Below are 12,186 nucleotides of genomic sequence, written 5' to 3'. Positions count from 1 at the left end.
CCCACATTGGCAATCTGTTGGCTTTAAGATTTGGCAGCAGCCGCCAGAATCAGCGCCTTCATCTCCGACACCGCCGACTTGAAGCCAACGAACAACGCATGGGCCACCAGCGCATGCCCGATGTTCAGCTCGTTGATGCCCTTGATCGCCGCCACGGCTTCAACGTTGTGATAATGCAGGCCATGCCCGGCATTGACGATCAGGCCCTGGGCCAGGCCGCAGGCCACGCCATCGGCGACACGCTTGAGTTCTTCGGCGACTTCGGTCGGTGTCTCGGCATCGGCATAACGCCCGGTGTGCAGTTCGATGGCCGGGGCGCCAACACGGCGCGAGGCTTCGATCTGACGCTCATCGGCGTCGATGAACAGCGACACCTCGGAGCCGATCTTCGAAAGGCGCTCCACCGCCGCCTTGATCCGCGCTTCCTGCCCCGCCACATCCAGTCCGCCTTCGGTGGTGAGCTCCTGACGGGTTTCCGGCACCAGGCAAATGTGCGCCGGGCGGATGCGTTCGGCGAACTGCATCATTTCTTCGGTGATGCCCATTTCGAAGTTCATGCGGGTTTGCAGCACATCCTTGAGCACCAGAACGTCGCGCTCCTGAATATGCCGGCGGTCTTCGCGCAGGTGCACGGTGATGCCGTCAGCCCCCGCCTCTTCCGCGTCCAGTGCTGCCTTGACCGGGTCCGGATAACGGGTGCCCCGGGCCTGACGCAGGGTGGCAACGTGGTCGATGTTCACGCCAAGAAGAATACGGGTGCTGGTGGTCACAGAAAGCGCTCCAGAAGAAGAGAAAGTTCGGTGCACAGCATACACGGGGAAATTACGGCTTTCGAAACAACTCGCGGGAAACCAGTGGGCGTCCACCCAGATGCACGGCCAATGCCTGACGCATCAAACGCTTGGCCGCCGACAACGCACCCGGTGCGCTCCAGTCGGCATCGGCCATCGCCAGCAGTTCGGTGCCGTTGAACAGACCCGGTTGCAGCAGGTAGACCCGCTCCAGCCCGGCATCCACTTGCAAACGGTAGAGACCGTCGGGGGCGATGGCCTCATCGTGGATATCCGCAGTCAGTGAGAATCCGTAGCCAAGATCATCGAGCAAGCGCCATTCGAACGAACGCAGCAACGGCTCCAGCGCCCGACCTTCGGCCAGAGCAAGCAGGGTCGCGGCGTAATGTTCGAATACGGCGGGATGGGGATCTTCGGCAGGCAACAGGCGAATCAGCAGCTCATTGAGGTAAAGACCGCTGAACAGCGCCTCGCCATTGAGCCAGGTAGAAACACCGGCACTTTCCATGCGCCCGACGTTCTTCAGTTCGCCCTTGCCCCGGAACTCGACTTCCAATGGCACGAATGGCCGTGCCAGCGTCCCGGCCTTGCCTCGCGCACTGCGCAACACCGCCCGCAGCCGGCCTTGCGGCGTCAGGAAATCCACCAGCGCACTGTTTTCACGGTAGGCGCGCGAGTGCAGGACGTAGGCGGGTTGGGCGATGGGCGGAGTTGAGGACATCAAGTCTCACATACTGTAGGAGCGAGCTTGCTCGCGATGGTGGATAACGATAACGCGGGCTTTCTGAATGAACGCGGCGCTCTCAAGTCCATCGCGAGCAAGCTCGCTCCTACAGAGGGGCTTTCGGGGTATTACAGGTCGCCGTAACCCAGCGAACGCAATGCGCGCTCGTCATCGGACCAGCCGCCCTTAACCTTGACCCACAGGTTGAGCATGATCTTGGAGTCGAACAGCAGCTCCATGTCCTTGCGCGCTTCGGTGCCGATTCGCTTGATGCGCTCGCCCTTGTCGCCAATGATGATTTTCTTCTGGCCATCGCGCTCGACGAGGATCAAGGCATGGATGTGCAGGGTCTTGCCCTGCTGCTTGAACTCTTCGATCTCGACGGTGATCTGGTATGGCAGTTCGGCGCCCATCTGGCGCATGATTTTCTCGCGCACAAGCTCGGCGGCGAGGAAGCGGCTGCTGCGGTCGGTGATCTGGTCTTCCGGGAAGAAGTGATCGTTTTCCGGCAAGTGCTCGGCAATCACCCGCTCCAGTGCATCGAGGTTATGCCCGTGCTGCGCGGAAATCGGGATGATCTGCGCATTCGGCAGCTGCTCCTGCAACCAGCTCAGGTGCGGCATCAGCTCGGCCTTGTCTTCGATGCGATCGGTCTTGTTCAGCGCCACGATCAGCGGGCCGGTCACGTACTGGACACGCTCGAGGACCATCTGGTCTTCTTCGGTCCACTTGGTGCGGTCGACCACGAAGATCACCACGTCGACGTCTTTCAACGCCGCCGAAGCGGTCTTGTTCATGTAGCGGTTCAGGGCCTTCTCGCCACCCTTGTGCATACCGGGGGTGTCGACGTAGATCGCCTGCACATCGCCCTCGGTCTTGATACCGAGCATGTTGTGGCGGGTGGTTTGCGGCTTGCGCGAGGTGATCGCCAGCTTCTGACCCAGGATGTGGTTCAGCAGCGTGGACTTGCCCACGTTCGGACGGCCGACGATGGCAACATAGCCACAGCGCGTTGCGTTTGTATCAGTCATTGCCATTCTCCACACCCAGGGCAATCAGTGCTGCGGCGGCCGCTACCTGTTCGGCAATACGACGGCTCACACCCTGACCTCGGCTTTTTTCATTCAGTAAGATGATTTCGCATTCGACGAAGAACGTCCGGCAATGCGGCTCACCCTGGATATCCACCACTTCGTAACGCGGCAGCTCACAACCACGGGACTGCAGGAACTCTTGCAGGCGGGTCTTCGGATCTTTGTTGGTGTCGACCAGCGTCAGGCCTTCGAACTCTCCGGCCAGCCAGGCGAGCACACGCTCGCGGGCCACTTCCATGCCGGCATCGAGGTAGATCGCACCGATCAGCGCTTCGAGGGCATCGGCCAGAATCGACTCGCGACGGAAACCGCCGCTTTTCAGCTCGCCGGAGCCCAGGCGCAGGTACTCGCCCAGATCGAAACCACGGGCCAGTACGGCCAGGGTCTCACCTTTCACCAGGCGTGCGCGCAAACGCGACAACTGGCCTTCGCGAGCCAGCGGGAAACGCTCGAACAACGCCTCGCCGGCGACGAAGTTGAGGATGGCGTCACCGAGGAATTCCAGGCGCTCGTTGTTACGCCCGGCAAAACTGCGGTGAGTCAGGGCCAGGACCATCAGTTCCTGATCCTTGAAGGTGTAGCCGAGCTGACGCTCTAGACGGCTTAAGGAGACGCTCACGGTTTACCCACGCTGAGTTCGTGGTTCGATTGCACTGCCATCGCCGTGAGGCGGCGCAGGCTTGGGACAATTAACGCTGTGTTCAAAAATAACGTCCTGAATATCATTGGCTTCATGCTTTTTCCGTCACCTTCTTCAGGTTCCAGAAATGCATTCGGCGCTGTGTTCAACAGCGCCGTGTTTGATTACTTGATCAGGCCAACCCGCGAGAAATTCGGCAGGTGACTGAGTTTGGGTTCCGGCCAGCTCATCCAGACCGCGAAGGCCTTGCCGACGATATTCTTGTCGGGAACCATGCCCAGCAGATCCTTGGGAATGCTCGGATCATCCCAGTAGCGACTGTCGTTCGAGTTGTCGCGGTTGTCGCCCATCATGAAGTAGTGCCCGGCCGGCACGGTCCACGAATGGTCCGGCATGGCGCGGTAGCGACTCATCTCTTTACGGATCATGTGCTCGGCGGCGCCGAGTTTTTCCTTGTAGAGCTCGGCGCTGCCCAGCGTGCCCGGCTCGGAGCCGACCAGTTGCTCGGCAATCGATTGACCGTTGACGAACAGACGCTTGTCGGCGGTGTAGCGAACCGTGTCGCCCGGCAAGCCAACCACACGCTTGATGTAGTTGACGTTCGGATCGCTCGGATAGCGGAATACCATCACATCGCCGCGCTGCGGATCACCGACTTCGATGACTTTCTTGTCGATCACCGGCAAGCGGATCCCGTAGGAAAACTTGCTCACCAGGATGAAGTCACCGACATCCAGGGTTGGCTTCATCGAACCGGAAGGAATCTGGAACGGTTCCACCAGGAACGAACGCAGCACCAGCACGATGAACAACACCGGGAAGAACGACTTGCCGTATTCGACCAGCAGCGGCTCTTTGTTCAGCTGCTCGACCACGACCATGTCAGGCTGGCTGACGCTGCCCTGATAGGAAGCGATGGCGGCACGCCGACGCGGGGCCAGGATCAACAGATCGAGCAACGCCAACAAGCCGCAGACAAATACGGCGATGACCAGCAACAGCGGGAAATTTAGTGACATAGGACCTAACTATCCAACCTGAGCACTGCAAGGAAGGCTTCCTGTGGAATTTCCACGTTGCCGACCTGCTTCATGCGTTTCTTACCGGCCTTTTGCTTTTCCAGCAGCTTTTTCTTACGGCTGACGTCACCACCGTAGCATTTGGCCAATACGTTCTTTCTGAGCGCCTTGACGGTTGTCCGCGCCACAATCTGCCCGCCAATGGCGGCCTGGATTGCCACGTCGAACATCTGCCGAGGAATCAGATCCTTCATCTTCTCGGTCAGCTGGCGACCTTTGTAGTGCGAATTGTCACGGTGCACGATCAGCGCCAGGGCGTCGACCTTGTCACCGTTGATCAGCACGTCCAGTTTCACCAGGCTGGCCGATTGGTAACGATCGAAATGGTAGTCCAGAGAAGCATAGCCGCGACTGGTGGATTTCAGGCGATCGAAGAAGTCCAGCACCACTTCGTTCATCGGCAAGTCGTAGGTCACTTGTACCTGAGAGCCGAGGAACAGCATGTCGACCTGTACACCGCGTTTTTCAATGCACAGGGTAATGACGTTGCCCAGGTGCTCTTGCGGCACAAGAATATTGGCGCGCACGATCGGCTCGCGCATGTCTTCGATGGCAGACAGGTCCGGCAGCTTCGACGGGTTATCGACGTAGATCGTCTCGCCGGTCTTGAGCAGCAGCTCGAAGATTACCGTAGGCGCCGTGGTGATCAGGTCCAGGTTGTACTCGCGCTCCAGGCGCTCCTGGATGATTTCCATGTGCAGCATGCCGAGGAAGCCGCAGCGGAAGCCGAAGCCCAGGGCGTCGGAGCTTTCCGGCGTGTATTGCAGCGACGAATCGTTGAGGGTGAGCTTTTGCAGCGCCTCGCGGAAGTCTTCGAAGTCGTCGGAGCTGACCGGGAACAGGCCGGCGTACACCTGCGGCTGAATGCGCTTGAAGCCTGGCAGCACGTCGACGTCCGGCGTCGAGCTCAAGGTCAGGGTATCGCCCACTGGCGCACCGTGAATGTCCTTGATGCTGGCAATGATGAAGCCCACTTCGCCGGCCTTCAGGTCAACGGTCGGGGTGTGTTTCGGGTTGAATACACCGACGCTGTCCACCAGGTGGATCTTGCCGGTGGACTTGACCAGGATCTTGTCGCCCTTCTTCACGCGGCCGTGGCGCACGCGCACCAGGGAGACAACGCCCAGGTAGTTGTCGAACCAGGAGTCGATGATCAACGCTTGCAGCGGATCTTCGATGTTGCCGGTCGGCGCAGGAATGGTGGTCACCAGGCGCTCGAGCACTTCATCGACGCCCAGACCGGTCTTGGCAGAGCAAGTGACCGCGTCGGTGGCATCGATGCCGATGATTTTTTCGATTTCTTCCTTGACACGCTCAGGATCGGCCTGTGGCAGGTCGATCTTGTTCAGCACCGGCATCACTTCCAGGCCCTGCTCGATCGCCGTGTAGCAGTTGGCAACCGACTGCGCTTCAACGCCTTGGCCGGCGTCGACCACCAGCAGCGCGCCTTCACAGGCCGCCAGCGAACGGCTGACTTCGTAGGTGAAGTCAACGTGGCCGGGGGTGTCAATGAAGTTCAGCTGGTAGTTGATACCGTCTTTGGCTTTGTAATACAGAGTAACGCTGTGCGCCTTGATGGTGATCCCGCGCTCGCGCTCGAGGTCCATGGAGTCCAGGACCTGGGCTTCCATTTCGCGCTCGGCCAGGCCGCCACACATCTGGATGAAGCGATCGGCCAGCGTCGACTTGCCATGGTCAATGTGGGCGATGATGGAGAAATTGCGGATATGACTCAAATCACTCACGGATCAACACTCAAAAAGGCTGCAGGCATAGCCCGCCGAAAAATAGCCGGGAATTGTACCTGATCCACGGCACAAGCGTCACGTTCGCAGGTCAGACGGCACCTACAAAAACGCCCCGGTCTTGCGACAAGGGCGTTTTTGATCGTCAAAGCGGTCGGAAAAAGCCCGCCATCAACCTGCCCGGCGCAACAGCCAGAGCCCGGCCACGGCACAAATACCCGCCGGCACCAGCACCGAAAGCAACGGAGGGAAGCCGAACACCTGGCTCGAAGGGCCCAACAAATCCTGAACGATGCGGAAGGTGAAGCCCACCAGCACGCCGGTGAACACCCGTTGACCCAGGGTCACCGAACGCAGCGGACCAAAGATGAAGGAAATCGCCATCAACACCAGGGCGGCAGTCACCAGCGGCTGCAACACTTTGACCCAAAATGCCAGCCAGTAACGGCTGTTGTTCAACCCCTGGTCCGCCAGGTAGTGGATATAACCCCACAGACCGCTGATCGACAGCGACTCTGGCACCATGACCACGGTGCTCAACAGTTGCGGACTCAAGGCCACGTTCCAACGCTCGACCGGGTGCGACACCACTTCAGTACTGCGCTCGTGGAACACTGTGGTCGTGACGTCCGTCAACTGCCAGTGATCCGTGTCGAACTCGGCACGCTTGGCGAAACTCGCCGACAGCATGTGCCGCTCGCTGTCGATACGATAGCGAGTCACGCCGTACAGGATGCCATTAGGCTGCACCGAGTTGACGTGAATGAACTCATCGCCCTGGCGGTGCCACAAACCGTGCTTGGCGCTTTGTGCATCGCCGCTGCCCTGGGCCAGCGAGCGATTGGCCTGCGCGGCGGTTTCAGCAGGCGGAGCAACGTACTCGCCAATCAGCAAGCCCGCCAGCATCAACACCAGCATCGGTTTCATGACCGCCCAGACGATCCGGCCGATCGACACACCGGCGGCGCGCATAATCGTCAATTCACTGTTGCTGGCCAGACTGCCCAGGCCGATCAGGCAACCGATCAGCGCGGCCATCGGCAGCATTTCGTACATCCGGCGCGGCGCCGTCAGCGTCACATAGCCCAGCACATCGACCAGGGTGTAGGTATCGCTGACTTCACCCATCTCATCGATGAAGGCAAACAGCGTCGCCAGACCAAGAATGATCCCGAGCACCGCGAGAATAGCCATGAACACGCTGCTACCAATGTAGCGATCCAGCTTAACCACGGGCCACCTCCAGCGCGCTGCGGCGACTCGCCCGCTTCAAGCGCAAAGGCTCCCAATAGAGCAGGCCCAGGCCAATGGTGAGGAAAATCCCGTGCACCCACCACAAGCCCACCGCGGCGGGGATCTTGCCTTTATCAAGGGCACCGCGGGCGGCAATCAGAATGCTCAGGTAAGCCATATAAAGAAGAATCGCCGGCAATAATTTGAGGAATCGGCCCTGACGCGGGTTGACCCGCGACAGCGGCACCGCCATCAAGGTCACGATGAACACCAGCAATGGCAGCGATATGCGCCATTGCAATTCGGCGCGCATGCGAATGTCTTCACTGCCGATCAACGTACTGGTCGGCATCGCATCGCGGTCGGTGACTTCGTCGCTGACTTCCGGCTTTGGCAGCAATACGCCGTACTCTTCGTACTTGATCGCCCGGTAGTCGGCCTGACCCGGACTACCGTCATAGCGATAGCCGTTATCCAGGATCAGGTAGCGGTTGCCGTCCGGGCGAATTTCCTGACGCCCCTTTTCCGCCACCAGCACGGAAATTCCGCGATCCTTGTTGTTGGAACTGATGTTCTTTTGCGAGATGAACACACCGCCCAGATTCACGCGATCATCCGACATGCGCTCGGTATAGGTGACCCGGGTGCCGTCACGCAGGGACTGGAAGCGCCCCGGCTCCAGTGTATCGAATTCGGTGAGCGCATCCTGCTTGTTCAGCAGCAGCTGAAACTGATTGGCCCCCTGTGGCGCCAGGCTCAGGCTCAGCCACGCGACGACGAGTGCAACCAGGGTGGCGGGAAACATCGTCATCCAGACCAGCCGCTGCTGACTCATGCCGGTGGCCGAGAGCACGGTCATTTCGCTTTCGAGGTACAGCCGCCCGTAGGACAACAGGATCCCGAGAAACAGCCCCAGCGGCAGGATCAGCTGGAGGAACCCTGGCATGCGAAAGCCCATGATCAGGAACAGCGAGCCCGGATCCAGCAGGCCCGAGGCCGCCTGGGCGAGGTATTTGATGAAGCGACCGCTCATGATGATGACCAGCAGCACGGCGCTGACGGCGCTCAAGGTCAACAGGACTTCGCGGGACAGATAACGGAAGACGATCAAACCAGACACTCCAGGGTTGTCAGGCTAAGGCGGCCAAACAAGCAAACATATCGGACAGCCCGCAAGACAGAGCCGCCGAAAAAAGATGGCGCATTATCCTGTGATTGGGTGCGCCTGTCACTGCGCAATGCATAGGGCCGCAGGGTGTAGGGGCGAGCTTGCTCCGGGCGGCGTTCCGACGATGGTCGTCAACGATAACGCGGAGAGCCTGAAGCCCCGCGGTGGTCTCGGGTTCTTCGCGAGCGGGCTCGCTCCTACAGAGGCCGTCAATTCCATGAAGATCGTACAACCGAGGGTTGTCAGCCGCCGGTAGCGAGGTTCAAACTGCGGCCTTTGTCGCCGGTCGATCCTGGCGCCTTTCTTCATATAAGCAATCGACGCACATAAGGTGTCGGGTGCATGCGTGATAACCATCAATTCAGGGACCCGGACATGGAACTGGTTGTAAAAAGCGTCAACCCGGAAACGTTGAAGACCGCCACTCTCGTGGTCTCCGTCGGCGAAGGCCGCAAGCTCGGCGCCGTCGCCAGACAACTCGACGAACTGAGCGGCGGCGCGATCAGCGCAGTGCTCAAGCGCGGCGACCTGGCCGGCAAGGTTGGCCAGAGCCTGTTGCTGCACAGCCTGCCGAACCTCAAGGCCGAACGTGTTCTGCTGGTGGGCACTGGCAAGGACGACGAACTGGGTGACCGCCCGTTCCGCAAAATCATCGCTGGCATCCTCAACACCCTGAAGGGCCTGGGCGGCAGCGACGCGGTACTGGCCCTCGACGAAGTCGTGGTCAAGGGCCGCGACAGCTATGGCAAGACCCGCCTGCTGGCCGAAACCCTGGTGGACGGCGAGTACAGCTTCGAGCAGTTCAAGAGCCAGAAAGCCGATCCCCGCGCCCTGAAGAAAATCACCCTGCTGACCATCAAGGCCGCTCAAGCTGAAGTGCAGCGCGCCGTGACTCACGCCACTGCCATCGCCAACGGCATGGCCTTCACCCGTAACCTGGGCAACCTGCCACCAAACATCTGCCACCCGACCTTCCTCGGTGAGCAGGCGAAAGACCTCGGCAAGGAATTCAAGGATCTGAAAGTCGAAGTCCTCGACGAGAAGAAGATCAAGGCCCTGGGCATGGGTTCGTTCTACGCCGTAGGCCAGGGCAGCGCCCAGCCGCCACGCCTGATCGTCATGCAATACAACGGCGGCAAGAAATCCGAGAAGCCGTATGCGCTGGTCGGCAAAGGCATCACCTTCGACACCGGCGGCATCAGCCTCAAGCCAGGCGCCGGCATGGATGAAATGAAGTACGACATGGGCGGTGCCGCCAGCGTGTTCGGCACCCTGCGTGCCGTGCTGGAACTGAAGCTGCCGATCAACCTGGTGTGCATCCTGGCCTGTGCCGAGAACATGCCGAGCGGCAACGCTTCGCGCCCTGGCGACATTGTCACCACCATGAGCGGCCAGACCGTGGAAATCCTCAACACCGACGCCGAAGGCCGTCTGGTGCTGTGCGACGCCCTGACCTACTCCGAGCGCTTCAAGCCGCAAGCGGTCATCGACATCGCGACCCTGACCGGTGCCTGCGTGGTCGCTCTGGGTTCCCACACGTCGGGCCTGCTGGGCAACAACGACGAACTGATCGGCCAACTGCTGAGCGCCGGCAAGGCTGCCGACGACCGCGCCTGGCAACTGCCGCTGTTCGATGAGTATCAGGAACAGCTGGACAGCCCGTTCGCCGATATCGCCAACATCGGCGGCCCGAAAGCCGGCACCATCACCGCCGCCTGCTTCCTGTCGCGCTTCACCAAGAACCTGAACTGGGCGCACCTGGACATCGCCGGCACCGCCTGGACCAGCGGCGGCAAGGACAAGGGCGCCACTGGCCGTCCGGTTCCTCTGCTGACCCAATACCTGCTGGACCGCGCCAAAGCCTGAAACCAATGACCCTGGGGGGCATTGCTTTCGGGCAGTGCCCCCAAGGGCTCAGGAACCGCAATGACCAAAGTCGACTTCTATATCCTGCCCAGCGCCGATCCTTCGGCACGCCTGGATTTCGCTTGCAAGCTCACCGAAAAGGCCTGGCGCATGGGGCACCGCGTCTACCTGCATTGCAGTGACGCCGCCCAACGCAACGATCTCGACGCACGCCTCTGGACGTTCAAGGGTGAAAGCTTCGTTCCCCACGGCCCCGCCGAAAACGAACCGGATGGCTTGATTGTCCTGGGTCTGGGTGACGATTGCGGTCAGCATCAGGACTTGCTGGTCAATCTCGACCTGAAAGTCCCGGCCTTCGCCCAGCGTTTCGCCCGCGTGGCGGAAGTGGTGGTGGAAGACCCGACGATTCGCCAGGCCGCGCGGGAGAGTTTCCGTTTCTACCGCGAACAGGGCTATCCTCTGCAAGATCACCGTTTACAGCGACTCTGAGCCTTCCAATGGACACTCCAAAACCGCTGCAACAGTCCGCGCACCTGCTGGACGACCTTGAGTCGATCCGCCAATTGCTCGGCGATGACAACCTGCAACCGCCCCTGCTGACCGACACGGTCGAGGAAGGCGATCAGGAACAGATTCCCATGTTGTTCGACGCGGTCAGCGAGCCTTCGCCGCCCGTCGAACCGACAGCCCCTGCCCCGATCGTAGAGCCGGTCATCACTGCTGCGCCGGCGCCTGCAGCCAGCAAGAACCCGGATGACCTGTTGCACCTGGACAGCGAACTTCGCGCCGCCGCGCAGTTGATCATGCAAGACGTGATCGACGATTTCGCCCCGCACATCGAGACCGAAATCAAACGCCGCCTCAGTGCACGACTGGAGCGGTTGTTGAGCCAGTACAACGATTGAACAACTTGCGGTGAGGGCTCTTCTGTGGGAGCGAGCTTGCTCGCGATGAGGGCGTCATATTCAACATTGATGTGTCTGTTCGACCGCTATCGCGAGCAAGCTCGCTCCCACAAAAAGCCCCCTGCAACAGGTTGAATCTTCAGGTGCTGAGATAGCGCCCGATCAACGCAATCCCGCTGGCCAGCACCAGCCACGTCACCAGACGCACGAACCCCTCGCGGGACATCCGCATGGTCAGGCGCCGCCCAATCCACAGCCCCAGCACCATCGCCGGCAACAGACACACCGCCAGCACCAGCAATGGCAGATCGGCATACACACCGGCGATTGCAAACAGACTCAATCGCACCACCGTACTGCAACTGATCAGTGCGCTCTGGGTGGCCCGGGCCGCCTCCTTGGGCAACCGACTGTTCAGATAGATCGCATACAGAAAGCCGCCACTGCCAAACAACGCGCCAAACATCCCGCCCACAGTGCCCATCGGCAGAGCCCACACGGCAGACAACTGCGTCGGGCGGGTTTTGACCCACAGGCTGTAGATCGCATAGGCACTGATAAACAGCCCCATCAACAGCAGCAACAGATCGGACTTGAGGTTCAGCAGGAAAATCACCCCCAGCGTGCAGCCCACCGCCATGCACGGCAGCAGCCGCAACAGCTCAGGCCGGGCGACATCCCGCCGCGAAGGCAACAGGTTGCCAAATGCCGCGACAAAATCGAGCAACACCAGCAACGGCACGATCTCCGACAGCGGCATGAACAGAATCAGAATCGGCCCTGCGATCAACGCCGTACCGAACCCGGCGATGCCGAACACAATGTAGGCCAGGGCGATGCCCGTACCGATGACCAGCCAATCCAGCGAGCCGAACGGCCAATGGCTCAACAGCTCAAACACATTCATCCACATATCTTCCTTGATTACCCGCCGGTGACTT

General features: G+C 60.3%; 12 protein-coding genes. 3 read left to right on the top strand and 9 right to left on the bottom strand.

The genetic code is table 11. The features are described 5' to 3' along the window. Positions 1 to 23: 23 nt before the first annotated feature. The 8 genes from pdxJ to lptF all read right to left on the bottom strand — a co-directional run bounded on the left by pdxJ (position 24) and on the right by lptF (position 8,417). Positions 24 to 770 carry a pyridoxine 5'-phosphate synthase gene (pdxJ, locus tag ACXX83_RS01810; RefSeq protein ID WP_217837295.1) on the bottom strand — a complete coding sequence of 249 codons (747 nt, stop codon included), beginning with the start codon at positions 768 to 770 and terminating at the stop codon, positions 24 to 26. A gap of 52 nt (positions 771 to 822) precedes the next feature. Then, positions 823 to 1,512, bottom strand: a complete 690-nt coding sequence (gene recO, locus ACXX83_RS01805; RefSeq protein ID WP_217837294.1) for a DNA repair protein RecO — start codon at positions 1,510 to 1,512, stop codon at positions 823 to 825. A 131-nt stretch (positions 1,513 to 1,643) separates the two neighbouring features. Next, on the bottom strand, positions 1,644 to 2,546 hold the full coding sequence (gene era, locus ACXX83_RS01800) for a GTPase Era (protein WP_007973959.1): 903 nt from the start codon (positions 2,544 to 2,546) through the stop codon (positions 1,644 to 1,646). Next, entirely contained in the window at positions 2,539 to 3,228 is a 690-nt protein-coding gene (rnc, locus tag ACXX83_RS01795; RefSeq protein WP_007973960.1) for a ribonuclease III, read from the bottom strand. The genes era and rnc overlap by 8 nt, the downstream gene beginning before the upstream one ends. A gap of 185 nt (positions 3,229 to 3,413) precedes the next feature. Then, positions 3,414 to 4,268 carry a signal peptidase I gene (gene lepB, locus ACXX83_RS01790; protein WP_015093643.1) on the bottom strand — a complete coding sequence of 285 codons (855 nt, stop codon included), beginning with the start codon at positions 4,266 to 4,268 and terminating at the stop codon, positions 3,414 to 3,416. Positions 4,269 to 4,273: 5 nt separating this feature from the next. Beyond that, positions 4,274 to 6,073, bottom strand: a complete 1,800-nt coding sequence (gene lepA, locus ACXX83_RS01785; RefSeq protein WP_007973962.1) for a translation elongation factor 4 — start codon at positions 6,071 to 6,073, stop codon at positions 4,274 to 4,276. A 171-nt stretch (positions 6,074 to 6,244) separates the two neighbouring features. Next, a complete protein-coding gene (lptG, locus tag ACXX83_RS01780; protein WP_458547419.1) occupies positions 6,245 to 7,306 on the bottom strand; it encodes an LPS export ABC transporter permease LptG in 1,062 nt (353 codons plus the stop codon). Further along, entirely contained in the window at positions 7,299 to 8,417 is a 1,119-nt protein-coding gene (gene lptF / locus ACXX83_RS01775; RefSeq protein WP_217837292.1) for an LPS export ABC transporter permease LptF, read from the bottom strand. Before lptF ends, lptG begins: the two co-directional genes overlap by 8 nt. Positions 8,418 to 8,849: 432 nt before the next feature. On the opposite strand from lptF, the gene ACXX83_RS01770 reads away from it, so the two are divergent. From ACXX83_RS01770 to ACXX83_RS01760, 3 genes are read left to right on the top strand one after another with little or no spacing between them, the layout of a single operon-like run. After that, positions 8,850 to 10,340, top strand: a complete 1,491-nt coding sequence (locus ACXX83_RS01770; RefSeq protein WP_015093640.1) for a leucyl aminopeptidase — start codon at positions 8,850 to 8,852, stop codon at positions 10,338 to 10,340. 60 nt (positions 10,341 to 10,400) lie between these two features. Continuing rightward, positions 10,401 to 10,829, top strand: coding sequence for a DNA polymerase III subunit chi (locus tag ACXX83_RS01765; RefSeq protein WP_015093639.1), 429 nt, complete (start codon positions 10,401 to 10,403; stop codon positions 10,827 to 10,829). 8 nt (positions 10,830 to 10,837) lie between these two features. Next, complete coding sequence (locus ACXX83_RS01760; protein ID WP_217837291.1) at positions 10,838 to 11,245, top strand: DNA polymerase III subunit chi; 408 nt, start codon at positions 10,838 to 10,840, stop codon at positions 11,243 to 11,245. A 139-nt stretch (positions 11,246 to 11,384) separates the two neighbouring features. On the opposite strand, the gene ACXX83_RS01755 is transcribed toward ACXX83_RS01760, so the two are convergent. Continuing rightward, positions 11,385 to 12,152, bottom strand: a complete 768-nt coding sequence (locus ACXX83_RS01755) for a sulfite exporter TauE/SafE family protein (RefSeq protein WP_458547418.1) — start codon at positions 12,150 to 12,152, stop codon at positions 11,385 to 11,387. Positions 12,153 to 12,186: the final 34 nt, after the last annotated feature.

The sequence above is a fragment of the Pseudomonas sp. GNP012 genome (assembly GCF_054343835.1).
Note: the sequence above shows the minus strand (reverse complement) of the source record. Positions and strands in the feature narration are given on the sequence as shown.